Source organism: Pontixanthobacter aquaemixtae (genome assembly GCF_009827395.1).
Classification (GTDB): domain Bacteria; phylum Pseudomonadota; class Alphaproteobacteria; order Sphingomonadales; family Sphingomonadaceae; genus Pontixanthobacter; species Pontixanthobacter aquaemixtae.
Genome location: NZ_WTYX01000002.1, coordinates 513,163 through 534,929 on the forward strand (window position 1 = coordinate 513,163; position 21,767 = coordinate 534,929).

The following is a 21,767-nucleotide window of genomic DNA, read 5'->3' on the forward strand; positions in this document are numbered from 1 at the left end:
CTGCTATTCGCTTCCAATCGCCTCGGCAATGTTTGTGAAGCCGTCGCGCTGCATCAGGCGTTCCAACCCGCGTGTTATTGTGCGCGCCAGACCGGGGCCGTCATAGACCATCGCGCTATAGAGTTGGATCAGGCTTGCCCCTGCACGGATACGCTCCCACGCATCTTCTGCGCTACCGATGCCGCCCACACCGACGAGGGCGATCGCGCCGCCGGTGGCTTTGCGAAAATCGCGCATCCGCTCCAGCGCCAGTGGACGCAGCGGTGCGCCCGAAAGGCCGCCGGTTTCCGCAGCATGGCGCGAAGCGATTTGCGGCCTGCTGATCGTTGTGTTCGAAATGATCAACGCGCCGAGCCCCTTGTCGATCGCGATACGCGCGATTGCATCCACATCGCTTGTGGTGAGATCGGGAGCGACTTTCAGGAATATCGGTGGTCCCTCGCCGGCGCGCGCTTCGACCACGGCATCGAGCAGTTCCACCAATGCGCCCTCGTCCTGCAAGGCGCGAAGGCCGGGAGTGTTGGGGCTGGAAATATTAACTGCCAGATAGGTCGCGAGCGGGGCCATGATCCGGGTCATTTCCGCATAATCGGCAATGCGGTCAGCCGAATCCTTGTTTGCCCCGATATTGATACCGACCACACCGCCCTTGTTCCGCCGTGCCTTCAGCCGCGCCGCCGCCGCTTCGCTGCCGCCATTGTTGAATCCCATCCGGTTGATAACGGCTCTGTCCTCGGCCAATCTGAACAGTCGTGGCTTGGGGTTTCCGTCTTGCGGGCGCGGGGTGATCGATCCGACCTCGGCAAAGCCGAATCCCAGCCCCAGCACCGCGTCGGGAACTTCGCCATCCTTGTCGAAACCTGCCGCCATTCCAACCGGGTTTGGGAAAGTAATACCTGCCACATCGACAGCCAGTTTGCCGGGTTTGGGTTGCGGCCCGTTGGGTGCAGCGCGCAGTCCGGCAATGGTCAAACGGTGCGCCCGTTCGGGGTCGAGCGCAAAAATTGCGGGCTTGAGAAACTGGAAGATCATCGCCCGGCGCTATGCCAAGGCTTTTCCGCGCTGTCGATGGCGCCCGTTTCATGCGCTGCTTTGTTCATATATTTCAGCATTGCCGGCCAAATTTCCTGAAAACTGTCGTTTCCATACAATGCGTTTTGCGATTCTTTGAGTACCAGCATTTCTGCGACCCGAAGGGCTCTAGCATCATGCGAGAGTTCCTCGACTTCAGGGGGCAGCTTCCGGAAACGGGGCTGCCCCTTTTTTTGCGAATTTTCGACGAGCGTTGTGGCCAAACCGGCGTCCTCCCGATTAGGAGGGCGCCATTCGAGGTTTGAGGAGAATGAAGATGTCGCGCCAATCCCTGATGCTTTCTTGTGCACTTGCATCGCTATCGCTAGCGGGCTGCGCAGCAACCAACAGCCAACCGCAATCGGCGCAAACAGAAGCAGCTCCGGCGCCGGTTGCAGAGAAGGCGGATATCGACACTTTGTTTGCCGAATATGATGCGGCGCAGCTGGAATTGTCGCCGCTGTCGAAGTCATACCGCGGGATTCGCGATGAAGATTACAGCCGCTGGGGCGATTTCAGCGATGCTTCTGCGGTAGCGGGCGAAGAGCTGCTGCAATCGACCGCTCAGTCGATGCGCGAAACGTATGATGTGGCCGACCTTTCCGGTCAGGATGCGCTCTCTTACCGGCTGTTTGATGCCATGGCGAAACGCAGCGCCGATCGCTTCAAATATCGCGACTACGGCTACATTTTTGACCAGATGAACGGGGCGCAAAGCCAGTTGCCCGCCTTCCTGATCAATATCCATCGCATCAGCACCGCGGGGGATGCAGAGGCATATATCAGCCGTATCGAGAAACTCGGGCCTGCGATCGATCAACTCATCGCCGAGTCGCGCAGCCAGGCTGACGAAGGTGTGATGCCGCCCGATTGGGTCTATCCCTATGTCATCAAAGATATCGAGAACTTGCTCGAGGCTGGCGACGACAATCCGGTTCTCGAAGACTTCAACGAAAAGCTCGCGCCGATAACACCCGATTTGCCGCCTGATACGCAAGCCGAAGCCAGCCAGATTATCGGCTTAATGGAGATGGCGCGCGAGGCATGGAATGGTTCGGCCCGCCCGGCCTATCAACGCCTGCTTGCCGAGATGAAGCGGCAGCAAGCGATCGCCCCGACCGATGACGGCATCTGGCGCTTTCCCGAAGGCGCGGGGTATTACAAGGCGCTGCTCGCCAATTACACCACGACCGATCTCACTGCTGACGAGATTCACAATATCGGCCTGCGCGAAGTCGAGCGGATCCACGGTGAAATGCGCGCAATCATGAAGAAAGTGGGTTTCGAGGGAAGCCTACAGGACTTCTTCGAACACACGCGGACAGGCGACCAGTTCTTCTATCCCAGCCGCGAAGACTATCTTGCCGATGCCAATGCGGTTCTGCGCAAAGTGGAGGCCAAGCTGCCCGAATATTTCGGGCGGCTCCCCAAGGCACCGATGGTGATCAAGCCGGTAGAGGCGTTCCGCGAACAGAGCGCGGGCAAAGCCTTTTACCAAAGCCCTGCGCCCGATGGTTCGCGGCCCGGTACCTATTACGTGAACCTCTATAATCTGCGCGATATGTCCAAGAACGAGCTCGAAGCGCTTGCCTATCACGAGGGTTCTCCGGGGCATCACCTCCAACGGGCCTTGCAGACCGAAATGGGCGATCTTCCGCCCTTCCGGCGCTTCGGCGGCGTGACCGCCTATACCGAAGGGTGGGGGCTTTATTCCGAAGAGCTCGGCAAGGACATGGGCTTCTACACCGATCCCTATTCCGATTTTGGCCGGTTGGGGATGGAACTATGGCGCGCATGCCGTTTGGTTGTCGATACGGGCATTCACCACAAGCGCTGGAGCCGCGAAGAAGCGATTGCCTATCTGACCGAAAACACGCCCAATCCCGATGGAGACATCCGCAAGGCGATCGAGCGCTACGTCGTGTATCCCGGCCAAGCCACAGCATATATGATCGGCAAGCTCAAGATTATGGAACTGCGTCAAAAGGCGCGGACGGAACTGGGCGACAAGTTCGATATTCGCGGGTTCCACGACTCTGTGTTGGAAAGCGGGCCTGTGCCGCTTTCGATTCTGGAAGAAAATATCGATGCATGGATCGCTAGCCAGAAGGATTAATTCTCCTCGTTGCGTTTGCGGGCACAAACAAACCAAACGCTAACGACTCGCAACAAGCGGTTTGCGGTTGAAGTCACGCCAGACGATCTCTAGGTGAAATCGGAACGATTCAGTCTGATTTAACAGCGGAGCGTGCTTTGCGCCTGTCCAATCTTGCCGATTATGCCGTAGTCACGATGAGCGCCGCAGCGCGCCATTGCGGCGGCGTGCGCGTATCGGCTGCGGAGCTGGCAGCGGAAACCGGGCTCCCCACGCCTACGGTACAAAAGCTGGTGAGCAAGCTGACGGCGGCTGGCTTGCTGCGCTCTGTGCGCGGGGCTGGCGGCGGATTGCAATTGGCGCGTCCGGCAGCGGCGATCAGTGTGGCCGATATTGTCGAGGCAGTCGAAGGGCCGATTGCGCTCACCGCCTGCGTCGACGCGCAAGACTGCTGTTATGACGACGCATGCAGTCTGAAACCGCATTGGCCGGTGGTGAACAACGCCCTGCGCGGGGCATTGGCGAGCATCCCACTGACACAACTATCGGGCGCACCCGAAATGGAACTAACCCAATGAACGAACAGGTCGAAATCCAGGACAAAGCTGCGCGCGATGCTGCTGCAAAAGCGGCAGAGTACGAACATGGCTGGTCGAGCGATATCGAACAGGAATTTGCGCCCAAGGGCCTCGACGAAAACACCGTCCGCTTTATCAGCGAGAAAAAGGGCGAACCTTCTTGGATGCTCGATTGGCGGCTCAAGGCGTTTCGCCTGTGGCAGACCATGGAAGAACCCGATTGGGCCAAGCTCGGCTATCCGCCAATCGATTACCAGGACGCCTATTATTACGCCGAGCCGACCAAGAAGCCGGAACTGGAGTCGCTCGACGAGCTCGATCCGGAAATCAAGCGCGTCTATGACAAGCTGGGCATCCCTATTGGCGAGCAGGAAGTGCTGGCCGGGGTAAAAGGCGCGCGCAAAGTCGCGGTCGATGCGGTGTTTGACAGTGTCTCGGTGGCAACGACATTCCGTGAAGAGCTGGAAAAGGCCGGGGTCATTTTCCGCAGCATTTCCGAAGCGATCAAGGAATATCCCGACCTCGTCCAAAAATGGCTCGGCAAAGTTGTGCCGCAGCATGACAATTACTTCGCCACGCTCAACAGCGCGGTCTTCTCTGACGGGACATTCGTGTACATTCCCGAAGGCGTGCGCTGCCCGATGGAGCTCAGCACCTATTTCCGCATCAATGCCGAAAACACCGGCCAGTTCGAACGCACGCTGATTGTGGCGGAGAAGGGCAGCTATGTGTCCTATCTCGAAGGCTGCACTGCACCCATGCGCGACGAGAACCAGCTCCACGCCGCGGTGGTTGAACTGGTTGCGATGGAAGATGCGGAGATCAAATATTCGACCGTACAAAACTGGTATCCCGGCGATGCAGACGGGAAAGGCGGGATCTACAATTTCGTGACCAAGCGCGGGCTGTGCCAAGGCGCGCGGTCAAAGATCAGCTGGACACAGGTGGAAACCGGCAGCGCGGTGACTTGGAAGTACCCCTCCTGCGTGCTCAACGGCGAAGACAGCGTGGGCGAGTTTTATTCGGTCGCGGTGACCAACAATTACCAGCAAGCCGATACAGGCACCAAGATGATCCATAACGGCAAAGGCAGCCGTTCAACGATCATTTCAAAAGGCATCAGCGCGGGCAAATCGGACAATACCTATCGCGGTCTGGTGCGAGTCGCCGCCAATGCCGATGGCGTGCGCAATTTCACCCAATGCGACAGTCTGCTGCTCGGTGACACCTGCGGCGCGCATACGGTGCCCTATATCGAGGTAAAGAACCCGACCGCGCAGATCGAACACGAAGCCACCACCAGCAAAATCAGTGACGACCAGCTGTTCTACGCCATGCAACGCGGGCTGGGCGAGGAAGAGGCGGTCGCGCTGATCGTCAACGGCTTCGCCAAGGAAGTGATGAAGCAACTGCCGATGGAATTTGCCGTCGAAGCGCAGAAGTTGTTGGCGATTTCGCTCGAGGGGAGTGTGGGATGACTACCCGTAAGACTCTCTCCCTCGGCGATAACGCCTCTGCCAATGCGGATAAGACCGCTGGCTGGAACATATCCGATGCGCGCAAGGACAAGTTGCATGATCGCGCGCGGTTCAACCGGCGGCATCCGTCCGAGGCGCATAAGCGGCTTTGGGGGCTGCTCAAGGATAAGGGCGTCGGCAATTTCGCGTTCAATCGCGAGGTCGTGATGGGGTCCTCTGTGGTTGATTTCGCCTGCAAGACCCGCTGGCTGGTAGTCGAAATCAGCGGGGACAGCGAAGCGGATGCGAAGATAGAGGAATTGTCCGACCGCAAGCTCCAAGAGGTCGGGGTCCGCGTGATGCGCTACACCAAAGAGCAGGTGATGGGCGATCTCGAGCCGATCAAGGAAGCGATATACGAAGAGCTGATGAAGCCGTTCGACAAGCCGCGCAGGACCAAACCTGAGCAAACCAGTTTTGAAGACCGCGACTTCAATCGTCGCGGATCAATCCGATAGAATTCACAGAGATTTACAGAGCAATGCTGAAAATAACCGATCTCCACGCCACCGTTGGCGATACCGAAATCCTCAAGGGGCTGACGCTCGAGGTCGGCGCGGGCGAAGTGCACGCGATTATGGGCCCCAATGGCGCGGGCAAATCGACGCTGTCCTATGTGCTGGGCGGGCGGCCCGGCTATGAAGTCACCGGTGGTTCGGTCGAATTCATGGGGCAGGATTTGCTCGATATGGAACCGCATGAGCGTGCCGCGACGGGGCTGTTCCTCGGCTTCCAATATCCGGTCGAAATTCCCGGCGTTTCCAACGTCCAGTTCCTGCGCGAAGCGCTCAACGCACAGCGCGCTGCGCGCGGCGAAGAAGCGCTGTCGGGCGGTGAATTCCTGAAGCTGGCCAAGGAGAAAGCGGCGCTGCTCAAACTCGATATGGAAATGCTCAAGCGGCAAGTGAATGTCGGCTTTTCGGGCGGCGAGAAGAAGCGTTCCGAAATGGTCCAGATGGGCATTCTTGATCCCAAATTCGCAGTCCTCGACGAGACCGATAGCGGACTTGATATCGATGCGCTGCGCGTTGTCGGTGACGGGATCAATGCGATCATGCGCGATCCGGGCAAAGGCGTGTTGCTGATCACCCATTACCAGCGGCTGCTCGACTATGTGAAGCCGGACAAGGTGCATGTGCTCGCCAAGGGCCGGATCGTGAAAAGCGGCGGACCTGAGCTGGCCCTGCAGCTGGAAAGTGAAGGCTATGAGGCGGTTGCGGTCTGATGGCTGAGGCAGCAATTCTTCCTACGACCAAAGACGAGGATTGGCGCTATGCCGACGGCGCGTTCCTGGCCGCGTCCGATCCTGCCGCGATCAACCATTGGCGCATACTGGAAGTCCCCGCCGGCGAGACACGCAGCGAACATAGCTATCACAATTCGGGCGATGAAAGTGCCGGATCGGTTGACCGGCTGCGGGTTCATGTCGGCAAAGGCGGCTGTTTCGAAGCTTACAAGATTATCGCTGGCGGCAAGTACCAGCGTATCGAAATCGAAGTGACACTTGAAGAGGGCGCGCATTTCGAATTTGGCGGTGTTACGCTGGGCGGTGGTGACAAGGTGCAGGAATTTGTCACTTGCACCAAGCACGCGCATCCCGATGCGACATCGAATCAGGTCGTGCGCGCGGTGCAATGGGGGCAATCGACGGGCAATTTCCTTGGCCGGATCGAAGTGGCGCGCGATGCGCAGAAAACCGATGCGGCACAGAATTTCCGCGCGATCCTGCTGGAGAAAGGCGCTTCTGCCAACACAAAGCCCGAGCTAGAGATTTTCGCTGATGATGTACTCTGCGCGCATGGTGCGGCGATCGGCCAGCTCGACGAACTAGCAAGCTATTACATGGCTGCGCGCGGCATTCCGCCGGAGATTGCACGCAAATTGTTGATCCAGGCCTTCATTGGCGATGCTTTTGAAGCGATTGGCGATGAGGCGACACGCGAGCGGATGCTCGAACAGGCGCTTGAACAGCTCGATACGGAGGCAGTGTGAACGCACCGGCGTCCATCCTGTCGCGCAAAGCGGATTTCCCGGGCCTGACGACGGCTGACGGAAAGGCGTGGCATTATCTCGACACCGCTGCGACCGCGCAAAAGCCGCAGGCAGTGATCGATGCGATGTCCAATGCGCTGGGCCGCGACTACGCGACGGTGCATCGCGGGGTCTATGCGCGTTCGGCGGAAATGACGCTGGCCTATGAAGCTGCACGGCGACGGGCGGCTGAATTTATTGGCGCCAGAAGCGAGAACGAGATCGTTTTCGTACGCGGCGCGACAGAGGGGATCAATCTGGTCGCGCAAAGCTGGGGTGGGCTGAATCTGAAAGCCGGCGACCGGATAATGCTCAGCCAGTTGGAACATCATTCCAATATTGTCCCGTGGCAGATGATTGCCGAACAGACCGGCGCCAAAATCGATGTCTGTCCGTTGACCGAAGACCATCTGATTGACCTCGATGCTCTCGAGACGCTGTTGACGCCGCAGCACAAGATTGTCGCGCTGGCGCATGTATCCAATGTCCTTGGCTCTATTCTGGGCGTAAAGCGCGCGGCCAAACTGGCGCATGGCGTTGGTGCGAAATTGTTTCTCGATGGTTGCCAGGCGGCACCGCGGATGCGGCTCAATATGCAAGAGCTTGGCTGCGATTTTTATGTTTTGTCGGCGCACAAGCTTTATGGCCCCACCGGGATCGGGGTGTTGTGGGCGCGCGAAGAACTGCTCGACGCGATGCCGCCTTATCAGGGGGGCGGCGCGATGATCGATAAGGTGACGTTCGAGAAGACCACCTATGCCCCGCCGCCGCAGCGGTTTGAAGCTGGCACCCCGATGATTACCGAGGCCGTCGCGCTGCATGCGGCGATTGATTATGTCGATGCGCTGGGGCCGGAAAGCCTGTTCGCGCATGAAAGCGGGCTAGCCGCAACGCTTCGCGATGAACTCAGGTCGATCAACTCGATCCGCCTGTTCGGGCCGGACAAGTCCGCGGGTATCGTTTCTTTCGAGATAGAAGGCATTCACCCGCACGATCTCGGCACCATATTGGATGAAGAGAATGTCGCGATCCGCGCGGGCCATCACTGTGCACAGCCGCTGATGGCGCATCTGGGCGTTCCCGCAACCGCGCGCGCCAGCTTTGGTCTGTATAGCGACGAAAGCGATATTGACGCGCTGCTGCGCGGAATCGATCGAACCAAAAGGATTTTCGGCCAATGACCGCCGAAATGGACAAGAGCATGAACGAAACACGAAAGATCGAAGTCGAAGAAGTAAGCGAGGTTGCTTCGCCCGCCCGCGCACGCGTCGATGATGCAGTGGATTCTGCGCCCGAAACCATGGGCGAAAAGCTGGAGCGCAAGCGCGATTATCTCGAAGGCTTTCTTCAAAAGAAACCCGAACAAGTCGCGCCCGGTGAACCTGGCGGTGAACTGCACGATGCGGTGATCGCAGCGCTCAAGGAAATCTTCGACCCCGAAATTCCGGTCAATATCTATGACCTGGGCCTAATTTACGGCGTCGAAGTTGATGATGAAAGCGATGTGGTGGTGACGATGACCCTCACCACCCCGCATTGCCCAGTAGCCGAATCGATGCCGGGCGAAGTGGAACTGCGCGCGGCCAGCGTGCCCGGTGTGCGCGATGCAGAGGTCAATCTTGTGTGGGATCCGCCATGGTCGCCTGAAAAGATGACCGATGAGGCGCGGCTCGAATTGGGGATGCTGTGATGACCGATACGAAAACTCGCCAAGTACCCGCCGCTGTCACCCTGACCAAAGGCGCGGAAGCGCGCATTGCGCATCTTATGTCAAAAGCACCTGACGATGCGATTGGCGTGAAGCTCTCGACACCGCGAAGGGGCTGCTCTGGCCTCGCTTACTCGGTTGATTATGTGACCGAAGAGGCCGGCTTCGACGAGAAGATCGAGACCCCCGGCGGCACATTCTATATCGATGGTGCCAGCGTGCTCTATCTGATCGGCTCGACAATGGATTGGGTCGAGGATGACTTCACCGCAGGCTTCACTTTCGAAAACCCCAACGCCAAGGGCGCTTGCGGTTGCGGTGAAAGCTTTATGGTCTGAGGGGCAGCAAATGCCCGTCACTGAATCTGCAAAGCTGATTTAGGCGGCGTCTTCGGCCAGGCGGTCAAGCAGCGCGCGCTCCAGAACATCCACTTCGCCATCGGCTTCGACCATTCCGTCCAGCCAGTTCTTCTCGTTCTCGGTCACGATCTGGCCCGCAGCTTCCCGCGCGACAAACCCGGAATTGGCTGGCTTCCTGCCAAACGCTTTACCGAAATGATTGTGAACCTCGGGTGCGGCTTTGGCCATGCGTCCGAAGAAACGGCCGACATTCACCGAACTATCAGCGACAAATGTTTCGAGCTCTTTCATCCGTGCATGATCGAGCTGTGCATTGGCGGCGGTGAAACCGCGCAGGTAATTGGCCACGCCATCGACAAACAAATTTTGCCATTCGGGGGCGTTGTCATGACCCAGAGTCGCGTCTTTCAGGCGGAACAGCATTTCGGCATCAAACCTGCTGACCGCTGCGGGGCCGTGGCCACCGCTCGAAAAGATGATCCGGCGCACAAGGTTGCATTCGGCAGAGGAGATGTGCGTATCCGATAGGGTGCCGCCGCAGCGGGTCGGGCCGGTGCCTGTCAGGACGGCCGCCTCAACCTGTTTGAGCGCGTAGTGCTTGAGAGTTTCGGCCACATTCTGGGCGCGTTCGAGCACATGGGTGAGCAGTTCGAGCTCTGCCATTGTTTCCAGCTTGCCGTCTTGATCGAGTGCGGCGATCAACCACGCCGCCTCGTCTTCGCTGACATAACCGCGTGGCTCGGTGCCGTTGCGCACCATGTCGCTGATCGCTTCTACGAAGAAATCGACCCATTCAATGCTGGGGTCTTTGATCTGGTGATTGATCGCAAAAATCGCTTCGGCTTCGTCTTGATAGATTTTTCCGTCGCCCCAGCCTTGCTGGCGTAGCGCAAGAATTTCCTCTGCAGAAACATGGCCATCTGCAGCGACTTTGTCTGCCAATTCGCCGAAATGCACGCTCATCACTCAATCCCCTGAAATTACCGGGGGGATCGATAGCGCAATATGCTTAAATTCCCGTTAGCGTTTGAGAGCAGCCACGCAGGAGGCGCGATCAACGTCCAGCCCGTCGCTGGCACGGCGTGCATCGACGTAGGTTGCCGTTGGCTGGGCACCCTGACGCAGCGGGTAGAGATAGATGTCCAGCACGCAGGCTTCGCCGCTAAATTGCAGCTTTCGGACATCGCCTTCGCGCACGTCCAGCCTTGGTTCGCCGAATTGCCGCTGCAATGCATTGCTGTCCGCGCCGATAACGCCCTCTAGACCCAGTATATTCATCACCCGCGGGGCCTGAAACCCGTCCGTTGTTGGCGGCGGCGTATATTGCGGCGGCGGGGTCGTTGGCCGGGGGGCACGGCTGTTTGATGGCGGCGGCGAGTTTGCCCCGGTTGAAGCGGGCGGCACGGCTGTTGCTGCGCAGGCGCCAAGAAAGGGCAAAAGGCTTAGGGTCAAAATTCGCGATGTTTTACGCCGCATGATGTGCTCCGATTTTGCGCCGCCCCAGATGGCCATGGACCAGATGGGCAGCGCTTGCCGCCCCGATAATGGGTGCGAGGAAATTCACCAAGGGAATTGCCATCAGCGCGGCAATTATCCCGCCCAAGAAAAACCGCTCCAGCTTGCCCAGCGGCGGCGCTTCGTCTGGCGACAGGCTGTGGCGGAGCCAGACCATGTCCTGCAATTCGCGGCCCAAAAGCCAGGCATTGGCCGCCCAAAACACCACTGCCGGGCCAATTGCGGTGAGAAGCAAGGGAACCGCCACCAACAGAGCGAGCGCGTTGACGGCGATCACTCTGCCAATCGAGCGTAGCGTTTGGCCAAGCTCTTCGCGCCAACCCAGTTTCCGCGCTTGGCCCAAGCTGGCCCGATAGTGCTTCTCCTCCACCGCCTGAACGACTTCATCGGCGAAGAACTGCAGAACCGCCAGGGCCACCATCCGGAACAGCACCCAGCCCCCTACAATGGTCAGCAAGATAGCAATCAATCCGCCGATTTCGGCGCCCAGTGCAAAGCCTTGGCTTTCCAATGCTTTATACAGGCCGAACCATAGGCCCGCGCCCAGTAACGCGAATATCACCAAAGTGATCACAACCGTTCTGACCAGCAGCTTCACGATCTTGGGATCGCCAAGTTGCGCAATCGCACGGGACATTGCTGCGGGCACCTGTGTCATGGACCAGTGCTTTGGCCCCCACCGGGCATCCGCGTCAATCTCTGCATGCGCGGAAAACCTTGGCTCGCCCCGCACAAGCGGCTAGGCGCGCCAGCGAACTCCCTTTTTGATGAATTATTCGAGGACTTATGACCAACCCACGCTACGATGTGATCGCGATCGGCAACGCAATCGTCGATGTAATGGCGCCTTGCGAAGAAGCGCTGATCGAGGAGCTGAAACTCGCCAAAGGCGGCATGTCGTTGATTGATGCCGATGGCGCGCGCGATCTTTATGCGGCGATGGGCCCGGCGAAGGAAATTTCGGGCGGATCGGCGGCAAATACGCTAGCCGGCCTCGCCAATCTGGGTGCGAAATGCGCATTCATTGGCCAAGTCGCCAACGACCAGCTGGGCGATGTGTTCAGCCATGACATCCGTTCCGCAGGGATCGATTTCGATACTCCTGCGCGCGAAGGCGAACCGCCGACCGCGCGTTGCCTGATTTTCGTCACTCCTGATGGCGAGCGGACGATGAACACATTTCTGGGCGCAAGCCAGTTCCTCCCGCCAGCTGCCTTGACCGAAGATGCGATCGCCGATGCGGCCGTGCTGTATCTGGAAGGGTATCTGTGGGACCCAGAGGAGCCGCGCAGCGCCATGCGCCGGGCGATCGAGATTGCGCGCGATGCTGGCCGCAAAGTCGCCTTCACTGCGTCGGAGAGCTTTGTGATCGACCGCCACGGCGACGATTTCCGCGCGATGATCGAGGAAGGCCTGATCGACATCCTGTTTGTGAACGAAAGCGAACTTGCGACATTGACCGGCGAAGATGATTTCGAGGCGGGTCTGGCCAAGATCGCTCCCAAACTGCCGGTTCTGGTTGCCACTAAAGGAGAAAACGGCGCTGTCGCGATTGCTGACGGGGTGCGCGGCGAAGTCGCTGCAGAACCTGTCGATGCGGTGGTCGACACGACCGGCGCGGGCGATCTGTTCGCCGCTGGCTTCCTTTCAGGCCATGTGAAAGGCGAAAGCCTGGAAAATTGCCTGACTCGCGGCGCTGTTTGTGCCGCGGAAATCATTTCGCATTACGGCGCGCGGCCCGATGCCGATCTGAAGGCATTGGTTGCAAAGCGGCTGGGGTAAAAGGCCAAGCCGCTGCTGATCCTGCTCAACAAGCCTTATGGAGTGCTGTCGCAATTTACCGATGGCGGATCTTCGCACCCCACATTGGCAAACTATGTTGATGTGCCGGATGTGTATCCTGCCGGACGGCTGGACCGCGACAGCGAAGGGTTACTGCTGCTGACCGATGACGGGCGTCAGCAGGCGCGGATTGCGGACCCGAAATTCAAAATGCCCAAGACCTATCTTGTGCAGGTCGAAGGCGAGATTGATCGGGCAGGGTTGGACCAGTTGCGCCGCGGAGTGCGGCTGAAAGACGGGATGACACTGCCCGCCGAAGCAGATCAGATCGATGCGCCCGATTTGTGGCCGCGCAACCCGCCCGTCCGCTATCGCAAAAGCGTGCCAGATTGCTGGATCAAGCTGACAATCCGCGAGGGCAGAAACCGGCAAGTACGGCGGATGACAGCAGCGGTCGGGTTTCCGACCTTGCGGCTGGTTCGATGGTCGATTGGGGACTGGTCGCTCGATGGCATCGCGCCTGGCACCTGGCGTGAGGAGCGCGGCTAGCTTTCGATTGCCAGAACGCCGCGATTGATCAGATCGACCACCAATTGCAGCGTCGCGGCCGAGCCCAGAATTTGCGCGGAAAGCTGCATTTCTGGCCAGGCGCAGATTGCGCGCGCGAATTCTGCCGACGCACCAGTGCAATCAAAGGCTTCGCCATCTGTGAACAGCATAACCGCGCCGCTTGCTCGCTCGATATAGGCGAAGCGCGCGGCTGGATTGCGGATTAGCGTCACCCCATCCGCGTTCGCTTCCGTAAGCTCTTCCACTGTCATGGGTTTGCCCGGCCGCCAGTCTATTTCCGGATGTTTGGCCGTGCTGTTGTAGGCCCCGAACCATCGCGAAAACGCATCGCGATCAGCCAGCTTTTCGGTGACCATTGCATGCAGCCGGCCAATTGCCTTGGCGGAGATTTCACCGGGGTTGGATTGCGGGTCAAGCGCCGCGTCGCCGTACCGGTCTTCCTCGCCCAATTCCTTTAACAGGTCATCCATCCATCCGCCGATTAAGTCGCCGCGCGATGGCGCGCGAAAGCCTACCGAATAGGTCATGCAATGGTCGCTTGCCGCCACGCCATTATGCGCAATGCCGGGCGGGACATAGAGCATATCGCCCGGCTCCAGCAGCCATTCAGCCTCTGGAGTGAAGTCCTTGAGCAGACGCAAATCACCATTGGGCAGCAATTCGCTTGCCTCGTCGCACATTGCGCCGATTTGCCACTTCCGCTGGCCAAGACCCTGGATCAGGAACACATCATACTGGTCAAAATGCGCGCCCACCCCACCATTTTTGGCGGCAAAGCTGACCATCACATCATCGATCCGCCAATTGGGGATAAACCGGAACGATTCGAGCAATGCGGCAACTTCCGGCGAATGATGATCGACCGCTTGTACCAACAGAGTCCAATCTGCGGTCCCAAGCGCGTCAAAACGCGTGGCGGAAACCGGGCCATGTTCAACCTCAAGGCCACCGCCGTTGCCGCCGACTATCAGGCGCGATTCAACTGTTTCCTCGCAAGCGAGCCCGGCCAATTCCTCGGGCGTGATCGGGTCTACCCATGGATCCCATGCCTTGCGAATCAGCAATGACTTCTGCTGCCAGTAATCGCGCAGAAACGCCTCGGGATCAAAGCCGGAGAATGCCATCACACTTTGGCGGAATCAGCCACTGCGCCCCTCGCGCTCGACTTCGCGCCAGCCGATATCGCGGCGACAAAATCCGTCCGGGAAGGCAATCGCATCCACAGCCCGATAGGCTTTGGCCTTGGCCTCGGTCACATTTTCGCCGGTTTGCGTGACATTGAGTACACGGCCACCGCTTGCTGTCAGGCTGCCATCTTCGCTGCGCTTTGTGCCTGCATGAAACACCTTCGCGCCTTCGCCTTCTGCATTGCCAAGATCGATGGAGCCGCCTTTCTCAGGCGTTCCTGGATAGCCATTTGCCGCCATGACGACTGTGAGCGCGGTGGCTTCTTCGAAGCGGGCGTCGCCAGCCTTGTCCAACTCGCCATGGGCACAGGCCAACATCATTTCGCCAAGATCGCTGTCGAGGCGCGTCATCAGTACTTGGCATTCCGGATCACCGAAGCGGCAATTATACTCGATCAGCTTCGGCCCGCTATCGGTCAGCATGAGCCCGGCGAACAGGACTCCCGAATAGGGCATGCCTTCGCTGCGCAAGGTGTCGACAGTCGGTTTGATAATCCGTTCCATCACCTGCGCCTCGAGCTCGGGTGTGAGCACCGGCGCCGGGCTGTAAGCGCCCATTCCGCCGGTGTTTGGCCCTGTATCGCCTTCGCCAACGCGCTTGTGATCCTGCGCGCTGCCAAAGGGGATAATCGTCTCGCCATCGGTAAGCGCGAAAAAGCTCGCTTCCTCGCCGCGCATAAATTCCTCGATAACGACTTCGGCACCAGCTTCGCCAAAGCGTCCCGAATACATGTCGGTCAGCGCTTCTGCAGCCTCGGCGCGTGTTTCGGCAATGACCACGCCCTTACCCGCGGCCAATCCATCGGCTTTCAGAACATAGGGCGCTTCGAATTTGTCGAGCGCTGCGGTTGCATCGGCGAGCGAAGCGGTGCGGACATATCCCGCGGTGGGAATGCCGGCGCGTTCGCACAAATCCTTGGTGAAACCCTTGCTGCCTTCCAGCTGTGCCGCGGCTTTTGCGGGTCCGAACACCGCGATGGAGCTGTTCCGTAAACTATCGGCCAACCCATCGACCAGCGGCGCTTCGGGACCAATTACAACGAGGCCAATTGCGTGCTCTGCGCAGAAATCGGAAACCGCCTGATGATCAGTGGCGTCCAGCGCGACGCATCGTGCATGATCGGCAATACCGGGGTTGCCCGGCGCGGCGTAAAAGCTATCGTCGGAACCGGCAAGCAAGCTGGATTGCGCCAATTTCCATGCCAGCGCATGTTCGCGCCCGCCAGAGCCCAGTAGAAGGATATTCATGCCCAGTTCTTCATCCCAAGAAAATGCGGAGAACGGATTGGTAGCGCGCAGCGGAGAGGGCGACAACGCCGCTCCGTTCTCGATCACCGAAATATCGACAATGCTTAAGCGGACGGTGGAGGATCGCTTCGGCTTTGTCCGCTTGCGCGGCGAATTGTCGGGGGTCAAGCGCGCGGCGTCTGGCCATCTCTATTGCAGCCTGAAAGATGAAAAGGCGGTGATCGATGGAGTGATGTGGCGCGGCAATGCCGGGCGCCTGGGGTTCCTGCCGGAAGACGGGATTGAGGTCGTCGCGACGGGCAAGCTGACGACTTATGCCGGCCGCTCGAAATACCAGATTGTCATGGACAGTATGGAAATCGCGGGCGAGGGCGCGCTGCTCGCGCTGCTTGAGAAAACACGGCTGCGACTGGAAAAGGAAGGGCTTTTCGCCGCCGAACGCAAAAGGCAGCTACCGTTTCTGCCGCGCACGATTGCCGTCGTGACGTCGCCCACCGGTGCGGTCATCCGCGATATTTTGCACCGTCTGGCCGACCGCTTCCCGAGCCGGGTTCTGGTCTGGCCAGTCCTGGTGCAGGGTCAAGGCAGCGCCGATCAGGTTGCATCGGCGATTCGCGGCTTCTCGAATGTGCCGAAGACCATTCCCAAACCCGACGTTTTGATCGTAGCACGCGGCGGCGGTTCGATTGAGGATTTGTGGGGCTTCAACGAAGAGGTGGTCGTTCGCGCGATTGCGGATTGTCCGATTCCGGTGATCTCAGCCGTCGGGCATGAGACAGACACGACGCTTGCAGATTACGCCGCTGACAGGCGCGCGCCGACTCCCACCGCAGCTGCCGAAATGGCGGTTCCGGTTCGTGCAGAGCTTGCCGCGACAATCGAGGATCTGGCGCACCGCCAGAAACGCGCAATCGGGCGTCCGGTCACATTGGGCCGCGAACGATTGGAGGCACGGGTCCAGCGGCTGCCCAGGCCCGAGGCGGTTTTGCAGCCGCAAGGCCAGAAACTGGACGATCTGTCAGAGAGGCTTCGACGCGGGTTGATGGACCGCGCCGCGAAAGGGCGCGAGAAGCTCGGGGCGTTGCGCATGCCGCGCGCGATATTGGATCGCGGTCTTCGCGAGGCACGGCAGAAACTTGGCAACAATCGCTTGTCCGCGGCGGTCATCGAGGGGCGCTTTTCGCGCGATAGCGAGCGGTTTGCTGCGCTCGATCGGCTATATCAATCGCTTAACCCCAAGGCGCCGTTGAAACGCGGCTTCGTGCTGGTCAAAGATGTTGATGGAAATTTGGTCAGGACGCGCAAGGATGCGGGCCAGCACGCGGCGCTGGGTATCGAATTTGGCGATGGCATTCTTGATGTAACAACCGGTGCGGCGCCTGCAGCTCAGGCCAAACCACGCAAGCGCAAGCCACGCACCGATACGGCACAGAATCGACAAGATGATTTGTTCGGCTAGCGCCAGTTTGCTAAGGGCGCGGCTATGTTGATGTCTTCAGGTGAGAAAGAGGCCAAGCTGGCTTACGGCCCCAACGGCTTTCGGGTGGTGAAATCGGGCAGCTTTGTGCTGTGCGCGGTTACATCCGAACAGATCGGGCTGGAAGAATTGCGCTATTGGAGCGTGGATTTGCAAGAACCCTATGCCAGCGCCGAAATCGCCACGCGCAGATTGATGGACATCGAATGATGCCCCTGCGCACCGCGCTTGTGATCAGCGCTGCGTTGATGAGCTTGTCGGGCTGCAGCGGTACCGCGCTTGAGGAGCAAGCGCCCGAAACCGGTCAGGCCGAAGTGGTTCAGCCGATTTCGACACCGGCGGCGCGGCCTGCTCCGGTCTCAACACCAAGTCCATCACCCTCCCCGACACCTCCTCCGGGTCCTACGACATTTGTTTTTGACGGCGAGCTTACGCAAGGCGGGTGGATTCGCGGGCAAGCGCCGGGCGGCACCGTGACGGCAACTTTGGGAAGCCAGACGCTGACGCTCGATGATGGCGGCCATTTCTTTGCAGCTTTCGACCGCGATGCGGGCTCGACCGAGACCCTTGTTGCACGGCTTTCCGATGGCCGCAGGATCGAAAGCCCGATCGCGATCTCGCCGCGCACATGGGATATCGAACGGGTCAATGTTGCAAAACGCCCTTCGGGATCGAGCGAGGCATGGTGGAAGCGGCGAGAGCCCGAATATAACGCAATCGTCGCCGCGCGGGCCATGGAAACCGGGGCGACCGGTTGGCGGCAGGATTTCATTTGGCCGGTGACAGGGCGCATTTCCGGGCGCTTTGGACGCCAGCGGATTTATCGCGGCGAGCCCGGATCCTATCATAGCGGGATTGATATTGCCGGCGGCAATGGCACGCCGTTCGTGGCGCCCGCCGATGGCGTGGTGACTCTGGCGACAACGCAGCCATTCTCGCTCGAAGGCTATTTGCTGATCATCGACCACGGGCAGGGCCTCAACAGTGCATTCCTGCACATGTCGAAAATTGCGGTGCGCGACGGGGAAACCGTCCGGCAGGGCCAGTATATCGGCAATATCGGCGCGTCGGGGCGTGCAACCGGACCGCATCTCCATTGGGGGCTGAAATGGCGCGATGCGCGCCTTGATCCGTTGCTGTTCACCGGCCCGATGCGCTGATCACATTGCCGCGAACACGTCCGGTGAACCATGATTAGAACAGTCGCGCTGGTTATCCTTCTGGTGCTGGCCGGGCTGACGACGTGGGTGCGTTCCCCCGCGGTTAAGGCCAATCTCAGCCAGTCGCTTTCGCTCACGCCGCTCGACATCGGGGCCGGCGATATCGGAGAGGCCACGCTCGAAAGCGCATGGCACTTGGACAGCCCGAACAGCCTGTTTGGCAGCTATTCCTCGCTATTGGCCATGCCGGACGATCAGTTTCTCTCAGCCAGCGATTCGGGGGGGCTTCTCCGCTTCCCCATCCCCGGAGCCGACGGCACCGTCGAGATTGGCCGTTTCGCAGGCCGCACTGCGTATAAGAAGAAGCTGATCGACATCGAATCGCTCACTCGCGATCCGCAGACGGGCCGCATCTGGGTCGGGTATGAAGGCACCAACACGATTGAGCGGCTGGAAAGCGATCTGACCGGAAGTACCCGCGTCCAGCCAGACGCCATGGCCGGCTGGGCGTCCAATTCGGGGCCCGAATCGATGGTGCGTCTATCCGACGGGCGCTTCATTGTGATCGCCGAGGGCCGCGAATCCTACTTGGGCAGCGTACATCAGGCGATCCTGTTTGATGGCGACCCGCTGGAAGGGGCAATAGCGCAGAGTTTCCGTTTCGAACCTCCCAAGGGGTATCGCCCGGTGGATATGGCGCAGTTGCCCGATGGCCGCGTGGTGATTCTCGCGCGCAAACTCGTTCCCGGCCTTCCGCCATCATTCAACACGAAACTGGTCGTCGCCGATCCATCGCAAATCGCATCCGGCGGAAATTGGTCCGGCCGCGAGATGGCGGCAATTTCTGATCCCGATCTGGAAGACAATTATGAAGGGTTGGCAATAATCCCGCGCAAGGACGGAACGGTGGATTTATGGCTGATCTCCGACGACAATGGCACGACTTTCCAGCGGACCTTGCTGGTCAAGCTTCATTGGGATCCGGCCACGCAGGACGCGCAATAGAAAAGGCGCGCGGATATCCCGCACGCCCTTCATTGTCCTCAATGGAACGCCGCGCACCCAAAGGGCGCGGGCCGCAAATCAGGCGGCTTTGTCTTCCTTGACCGCTTTCTTCAGTTCGCGCTTCACTTTCAGCGCGTTCTTGGAGAGCTTTTCGTCTTTGGTCTTGAGCAACCAATTGTCGAGACCGCCATTATGCTCGACCGAGCGCAATGCGTGAGTCGACACACGGAATTTGAAACCGCGATCAAGCTTTTCGCTGAGCAGCGTCACGTGCTGCAGATTGGGCAGGAACACACGCTTCGTTCTATTGTTGGCGTGGCTAACGTTGTTGCCGGTCAGGCGGCCCTTGCCGGTCAGTTCGCAAATGCGCGACATGCTGTTTCTCGTTCGAATTCGGGGCCGCCGGCGTGTGCCGAGGGCCAGTTTAATCTGTGGGATTATCCCGGAAAGGCGCGCGGATAGCTTCCAAAGCGCGAATCGTCAAGCAAATCGTCGCCCTGTCGCAGTTCGCTTTAGCGGTGACTGATTGCACGAATGGGCCAGCGGCGCTAGCGCATCGGCCATGACAAAATGGCCGCTCCCCCTACCAATGCAGCGCGCGCTTGCCTTGGCCGAGGCGTCTGCGGAGGCGGGCGAAGTTCCGGTAGGGGCGGTGATTATGCGCGGCGGAAAAATTATCTCCGAAGCGCACAACACCCCGCGCACGGATCACGACCCGACCGCGCACGCTGAAATCATGGCGATACGCGCGGCGGCAAAGGCGCTGGGCGATGAGCGGCTTGAAGGCTGCGAGTTGTGGGTCACGCTGGAACCATGCGCGATGTGTGCAGGCGCGATCAGCCATGCGCGCATCGCGAAGCTATATTATGCGGCCTCCGATCCCAAAGGCGGGGCGGTAGAACACGGGGCCAGAGTGTTCGAGCAGGAGCAATGTCTGCACAGGCCGGAGGTCTATTCTGGAATAGGTGAAGCCGAGGCGACCGTTATGTTGAAGGCGTTTTTCTCCAAGCTGCGATAGCGACTGCCGCTTGGAGCCAATCGGAACCGGTGTTTACCTTGCTATAACTCTCCGGCGCTACTGATCACGGACCATCTGGCGCGAGCGATTCAGGCGGGAAGCCTTTGGGCGGGAGAACGGCGATGTACAACACTACGACCAAATCCATGATCTGGGCCGGCGTGATTATTCTCACCGTCGGTGCCTACATGGTGTTTGGTCTGATTCCTGCAGCGGTCGTAGCCGGAGCAAGCGGCTGGTGGGCACTGAACCAGTAAACCTTTACAGTCCTCGCCAGATTTTCACTTTCGCCGAATCGCGCGCACCAAACCGCCGCTTGTCACACCACTTGGGCATGAAATCCTTGCCATAGCAGAGCCTAAGCTCGCGCAGCCAACCGCGCCTGTTCAAATTCACGCCAATCGCTTCGCGCGGCCAGGCCGGATTAGTGCGAATAAAGGCGTCGCGCAGTTTTCCTGCGGTGAGATCATCCTCGCGCGATAATTGATCGCCGGGCGGGAATGTGATGCTTCTCCATAAGATGCGCGTGATCTTGAAATAGGATTCGGGCTTGCTCACCATGCAGCTGCCATGTTTCGCCCATTGGCTCGCGATCAGCCTTGCCGAAGGCATCATGCACATGTTCCGTCGCGCTTCGGCGGAGGAAACGACACGCGATGTCCGGCACCATTGCGGCCATGATCCGCGGCTTTCGGGCCACAGGCCGTGCGCGACAAAGGCGAAGCGCCCATTGCGCGTGGAGCACTGCGTCCGGTGCCGTGCTTGCGTTTCGCGCCCTTTGCAGAATTCGGGCGACCAGCTCGCCGCGAGCGTATAGCCTGTAACGGGTAGGCGCCGCGGTTTGGCATCGGGCGTTATTTTCGGAACCGGGACCGATTGCGGCATGCGGCACTGATAAGCCTGCGCCGCCGCCGCAATTGGTATGGCCGATAGCGCCAGCGAAAGCGCCACAGCCAGCAGGCGCAGGAGCCTACTTGAAAGTGTCGTGGTCAACCGGGTCATTGGACAAATAGGCTTTGGCATCGGGGCGGAACAGATAGAAGATCGAGGCAGCCTGCATGACCGTGACCGCGATAACGAACACCGTCCCCAACATGCTCATTCCAGCCAACGAAGCCGGCGTCATCAACACACCGATCACGAACAAGACGATCATGATCCACATCGCGACTTTGCTTTTCACATTCGAAATCAGAAACCACAGCAGCAAGGAAATCCCCATTCCAAAGGCGAAGGCTCCATACAGAAAGCCGCTGCCCAATTGCGCTGTCGCCGGATCCGCTTCGAGCATCGCCATGGTTTCGTTGCGCGTTACAACAAAATTGATCACACCCAGCACCAGCGAGCCGAGATAGAGAAAATCGAACGTTTTGATGGATTGTGGTTTCATATGCCTGCTCCCCTTTTGCGCTCAAGCTAGCGGATAAGGAGTGCGCAGCAAAAGAA

26 protein-coding genes are annotated in these 21,767 nt (G+C 59.3%); 17 read left to right on the forward strand and 9 right to left on the reverse strand.

What is annotated here, in order from left to right:
• Positions 1-3: 3 nt before the first annotated feature.
• Positions 4-1,032 (reverse strand): quinone-dependent dihydroorotate dehydrogenase, encoded by a 1,029-nt coding sequence (locus tag GRI41_RS11495; protein WP_160605131.1) that lies wholly within the window; start codon positions 1,030-1,032, stop codon positions 4-6.
• 316 nt (positions 1,033-1,348) lie between these two features.
• Here GRI41_RS11495 and GRI41_RS11500 point away from each other — a divergent pair, with 316 nt between their 5' ends.
• From GRI41_RS11500 to GRI41_RS11540, 9 genes are all read left to right on the forward strand, one after another.
• Complete coding sequence (locus GRI41_RS11500) at positions 1,349-3,187, forward strand: DUF885 domain-containing protein (protein ID WP_160605132.1); 1,839 nt, start codon at positions 1,349-1,351, stop codon at positions 3,185-3,187.
• Between the two features lie 137 nt (positions 3,188-3,324).
• Positions 3,325-3,744, forward strand: a complete 420-nt coding sequence (locus GRI41_RS11505) for an SUF system Fe-S cluster assembly regulator (protein ID WP_160605133.1) — start codon at positions 3,325-3,327, stop codon at positions 3,742-3,744.
• Complete coding sequence (sufB, locus tag GRI41_RS11510) at positions 3,741-5,222, forward strand: Fe-S cluster assembly protein SufB (protein WP_160605134.1); 1,482 nt, start codon at positions 3,741-3,743, stop codon at positions 5,220-5,222. Before GRI41_RS11505 ends, sufB begins: the two co-directional genes overlap by 4 nt.
• The gene (locus GRI41_RS11515) at positions 5,219-5,719 is read left to right on the forward strand and encodes a DUF559 domain-containing protein (RefSeq protein ID WP_160605135.1); all 501 of its coding nucleotides are present in this window, start codon (positions 5,219-5,221) and stop codon (positions 5,717-5,719) included. The genes sufB and GRI41_RS11515 overlap by 4 nt, the downstream gene beginning before the upstream one ends.
• Before the next feature lie 23 nt (positions 5,720-5,742).
• Positions 5,743-6,486: a Fe-S cluster assembly ATPase SufC gene (gene sufC / locus GRI41_RS11520; protein WP_160605136.1), complete on the forward strand. Its 744-nt coding sequence runs from the start codon at positions 5,743-5,745 to the stop codon at positions 6,484-6,486.
• Positions 6,486-7,253, forward strand: coding sequence for a SufD family Fe-S cluster assembly protein (locus GRI41_RS11525; protein ID WP_160605137.1), 768 nt, complete (start codon positions 6,486-6,488; stop codon positions 7,251-7,253). The genes sufC and GRI41_RS11525 overlap by 1 nt, the downstream gene beginning before the upstream one ends.
• Positions 7,250-8,473: an aminotransferase class V-fold PLP-dependent enzyme gene (locus tag GRI41_RS11530; RefSeq protein WP_160605138.1), complete on the forward strand. Its 1,224-nt coding sequence runs from the start codon at positions 7,250-7,252 to the stop codon at positions 8,471-8,473. Before GRI41_RS11525 ends, GRI41_RS11530 begins: the two co-directional genes overlap by 4 nt.
• 20 nt (positions 8,474-8,493) lie before the next feature.
• The gene (locus tag GRI41_RS11535; protein ID WP_160605846.1) at positions 8,494-8,982 is read left to right on the forward strand and encodes an SUF system Fe-S cluster assembly protein; all 489 of its coding nucleotides are present in this window, start codon (positions 8,494-8,496) and stop codon (positions 8,980-8,982) included.
• Complete coding sequence (locus tag GRI41_RS11540) at positions 8,982-9,338, forward strand: HesB/IscA family protein (RefSeq protein ID WP_202388801.1); 357 nt, start codon at positions 8,982-8,984, stop codon at positions 9,336-9,338. The genes GRI41_RS11535 and GRI41_RS11540 overlap by 1 nt, the downstream gene beginning before the upstream one ends.
• 39 nt (positions 9,339-9,377) lie before the next feature.
• Here GRI41_RS11540 and GRI41_RS11545 read toward each other — a convergent pair whose 3' ends face one another.
• The 3 genes from GRI41_RS11545 to GRI41_RS11555 form a co-directional block, all read right to left on the reverse strand.
• Positions 9,378-10,322 (reverse strand): hypothetical protein, encoded by a 945-nt coding sequence (locus GRI41_RS11545; RefSeq protein WP_160605140.1) that lies wholly within the window; start codon positions 10,320-10,322, stop codon positions 9,378-9,380.
• 57 nt (positions 10,323-10,379) lie between these two features.
• Positions 10,380-10,637: a hypothetical protein gene (locus GRI41_RS14520; RefSeq protein ID WP_407985559.1), complete on the reverse strand. Its 258-nt coding sequence runs from the start codon at positions 10,635-10,637 to the stop codon at positions 10,380-10,382.
• Positions 10,638-10,824: 187 nt separating this feature from the next.
• Positions 10,825-11,532, reverse strand: a complete 708-nt coding sequence (locus tag GRI41_RS11555) for an EI24 domain-containing protein (protein ID WP_160605142.1) — start codon at positions 11,530-11,532, stop codon at positions 10,825-10,827.
• Positions 11,533-11,660: 128 nt separating this feature from the next.
• On the opposite strand from GRI41_RS11555, the gene GRI41_RS11560 reads away from it, so the two are divergent.
• Together GRI41_RS11560 and GRI41_RS11565 are read left to right on the forward strand one after the other, a co-directional pair.
• On the forward strand, positions 11,661-12,656 hold the full coding sequence (locus GRI41_RS11560) for an adenosine kinase (protein ID WP_160605143.1): 996 nt from the start codon (positions 11,661-11,663) through the stop codon (positions 12,654-12,656).
• A 12-nt stretch (positions 12,657-12,668) separates the two neighbouring features.
• On the forward strand, positions 12,669-13,205 hold the full coding sequence (locus tag GRI41_RS11565; protein WP_160605847.1) for a pseudouridine synthase: 537 nt from the start codon (positions 12,669-12,671) through the stop codon (positions 13,203-13,205).
• Here GRI41_RS11565 and GRI41_RS11570 read toward each other — a convergent pair.
• Entirely contained in the window at positions 13,202-14,350 is a 1,149-nt protein-coding gene (locus GRI41_RS11570; RefSeq protein ID WP_160605144.1) for a cupin domain-containing protein, read from the reverse strand. The genes GRI41_RS11565 and GRI41_RS11570 overlap by 4 nt on opposite strands.
• Positions 14,351-14,365: 15 nt before the next feature.
• Positions 14,366-15,661, reverse strand: coding sequence for a phosphoribosylamine--glycine ligase (gene purD / locus GRI41_RS11575; protein WP_160605145.1), 1,296 nt, complete (start codon positions 15,659-15,661; stop codon positions 14,366-14,368).
• On the opposite strand from purD, the gene xseA reads away from it, so the two are divergent.
• The 4 genes from xseA to GRI41_RS11595 are packed head-to-tail and all read left to right on the forward strand — an operon-like array spanning position 15,660 to position 19,303.
• The gene (xseA, locus tag GRI41_RS11580) at positions 15,660-17,120 is read left to right on the forward strand and encodes an exodeoxyribonuclease VII large subunit (protein ID WP_160605146.1); all 1,461 of its coding nucleotides are present in this window, start codon (positions 15,660-15,662) and stop codon (positions 17,118-17,120) included. The genes purD and xseA overlap by 2 nt on opposite strands.
• Positions 17,121-17,144: 24 nt before the next feature.
• Positions 17,145-17,348 carry a DUF2093 domain-containing protein gene (locus tag GRI41_RS11585; protein ID WP_160605147.1) on the forward strand — a complete coding sequence of 68 codons (204 nt, stop codon included), beginning with the start codon at positions 17,145-17,147 and terminating at the stop codon, positions 17,346-17,348.
• On the forward strand, positions 17,345-18,298 hold the full coding sequence (locus GRI41_RS11590) for a M23 family metallopeptidase (RefSeq protein ID WP_235901208.1): 954 nt from the start codon (positions 17,345-17,347) through the stop codon (positions 18,296-18,298). Before GRI41_RS11585 ends, GRI41_RS11590 begins: the two co-directional genes overlap by 4 nt.
• Positions 18,299-18,328: 30 nt before the next feature.
• On the forward strand, positions 18,329-19,303 hold the full coding sequence (locus GRI41_RS11595; protein WP_160605148.1) for an esterase-like activity of phytase family protein: 975 nt from the start codon (positions 18,329-18,331) through the stop codon (positions 19,301-19,303).
• A 78-nt stretch (positions 19,304-19,381) separates the two neighbouring features.
• On the opposite strand, the gene rpmB is transcribed toward GRI41_RS11595, so the two are convergent.
• The gene (gene rpmB / locus GRI41_RS11600; RefSeq protein ID WP_160605149.1) at positions 19,382-19,678 is read right to left on the reverse strand and encodes a 50S ribosomal protein L28; all 297 of its coding nucleotides are present in this window, start codon (positions 19,676-19,678) and stop codon (positions 19,382-19,384) included.
• 187 nt (positions 19,679-19,865) lie between these two features.
• On the opposite strand from rpmB, the gene GRI41_RS11605 reads away from it, so the two are divergent.
• Complete coding sequence (locus GRI41_RS11605; RefSeq protein WP_160605150.1) at positions 19,866-20,321, forward strand: nucleoside deaminase; 456 nt, start codon at positions 19,866-19,868, stop codon at positions 20,319-20,321.
• Positions 20,322-20,443: 122 nt separating this feature from the next.
• Entirely contained in the window at positions 20,444-20,578 is a 135-nt protein-coding gene (locus GRI41_RS14430) for a hypothetical protein (RefSeq protein ID WP_268893205.1), read from the forward strand.
• 4 nt (positions 20,579-20,582) lie between these two features.
• On the opposite strand, the gene GRI41_RS11610 is transcribed toward GRI41_RS14430, so the two are convergent.
• The gene (locus GRI41_RS11610) at positions 20,583-21,206 is read right to left on the reverse strand and encodes a ribonuclease T2 family protein (protein ID WP_235901209.1); all 624 of its coding nucleotides are present in this window, start codon (positions 21,204-21,206) and stop codon (positions 20,583-20,585) included.
• Between the two features lie 85 nt (positions 21,207-21,291).
• A complete protein-coding gene (locus GRI41_RS11615; protein ID WP_160605152.1) occupies positions 21,292-21,711 on the reverse strand; it encodes a hypothetical protein in 420 nt (139 codons plus the stop codon).
• Positions 21,712-21,767: the final 56 nt, after the last annotated feature.

Coding starts and splice junctions, on each gene's coding strand:
- GRI41_RS11495 (WP_160605131.1), bottom strand. CDS start 1,032: ATGATCTTCCAGTTTCTCAAGCCCGCAATTTTTGCGCTCGACCCCGAA.
- GRI41_RS11500 (WP_160605132.1), top strand. CDS start 1,349: ATGTCGCGCCAATCCCTGATGCTTTCTTGTGCACTTGCATCGCTATCG.
- sufB (WP_160605134.1), top strand. CDS start 3,741: ATGAACGAACAGGTCGAAATCCAGGACAAAGCTGCGCGCGATGCTGCT.
- GRI41_RS11515 (WP_160605135.1), top strand. CDS start 5,219: ATGACTACCCGTAAGACTCTCTCCCTCGGCGATAACGCCTCTGCCAAT.
- sufC (WP_160605136.1), top strand. CDS start 5,743: ATGCTGAAAATAACCGATCTCCACGCCACCGTTGGCGATACCGAAATC.
- GRI41_RS11525 (WP_160605137.1), top strand. CDS start 6,486: ATGGCTGAGGCAGCAATTCTTCCTACGACCAAAGACGAGGATTGGCGC.
- GRI41_RS11535 (WP_160605846.1), top strand. CDS start 8,494: ATGAACGAAACACGAAAGATCGAAGTCGAAGAAGTAAGCGAGGTTGCT.
- GRI41_RS11540 (WP_202388801.1), top strand. CDS start 8,982: ATGACCGATACGAAAACTCGCCAAGTACCCGCCGCTGTCACCCTGACC.
- GRI41_RS11545 (WP_160605140.1), bottom strand. CDS start 10,322: ATGAGCGTGCATTTCGGCGAATTGGCAGACAAAGTCGCTGCAGATGGC.
- GRI41_RS14520 (WP_407985559.1), bottom strand. CDS start 10,637: ATGAATATACTGGGTCTAGAGGGCGTTATCGGCGCGGACAGCAATGCA.
- GRI41_RS11555 (WP_160605142.1), bottom strand. CDS start 11,532: ATGACACAGGTGCCCGCAGCAATGTCCCGTGCGATTGCGCAACTTGGC.
- GRI41_RS11560 (WP_160605143.1), top strand. CDS start 11,661: ATGACCAACCCACGCTACGATGTGATCGCGATCGGCAACGCAATCGTC.
- GRI41_RS11570 (WP_160605144.1), bottom strand. CDS start 14,350: ATGGCATTCTCCGGCTTTGATCCCGAGGCGTTTCTGCGCGATTACTGG.
- xseA (WP_160605146.1), top strand. CDS start 15,660: ATGCCCAGTTCTTCATCCCAAGAAAATGCGGAGAACGGATTGGTAGCG.
- purD (WP_160605145.1), bottom strand. CDS start 15,661: ATGAATATCCTTCTACTGGGCTCTGGCGGGCGCGAACATGCGCTGGCA.
- GRI41_RS11585 (WP_160605147.1), top strand. CDS start 17,145: ATGTTGATGTCTTCAGGTGAGAAAGAGGCCAAGCTGGCTTACGGCCCC.
- GRI41_RS11590 (WP_235901208.1), top strand. CDS start 17,345: ATGATGCCCCTGCGCACCGCGCTTGTGATCAGCGCTGCGTTGATGAGC.
- GRI41_RS11595 (WP_160605148.1), top strand. CDS start 18,329: ATGATTAGAACAGTCGCGCTGGTTATCCTTCTGGTGCTGGCCGGGCTG.
- rpmB (WP_160605149.1), bottom strand. CDS start 19,678: ATGTCGCGCATTTGCGAACTGACCGGCAAGGGCCGCCTGACCGGCAAC.
- GRI41_RS11605 (WP_160605150.1), top strand. CDS start 19,866: ATGACAAAATGGCCGCTCCCCCTACCAATGCAGCGCGCGCTTGCCTTG.
- GRI41_RS14430 (WP_268893205.1), top strand. CDS start 20,444: ATGTACAACACTACGACCAAATCCATGATCTGGGCCGGCGTGATTATT.
- GRI41_RS11610 (WP_235901209.1), bottom strand. CDS start 21,206: ATGCCGCAATCGGTCCCGGTTCCGAAAATAACGCCCGATGCCAAACCG.
- GRI41_RS11615 (WP_160605152.1), bottom strand. CDS start 21,711: ATGAAACCACAATCCATCAAAACGTTCGATTTTCTCTATCTCGGCTCG.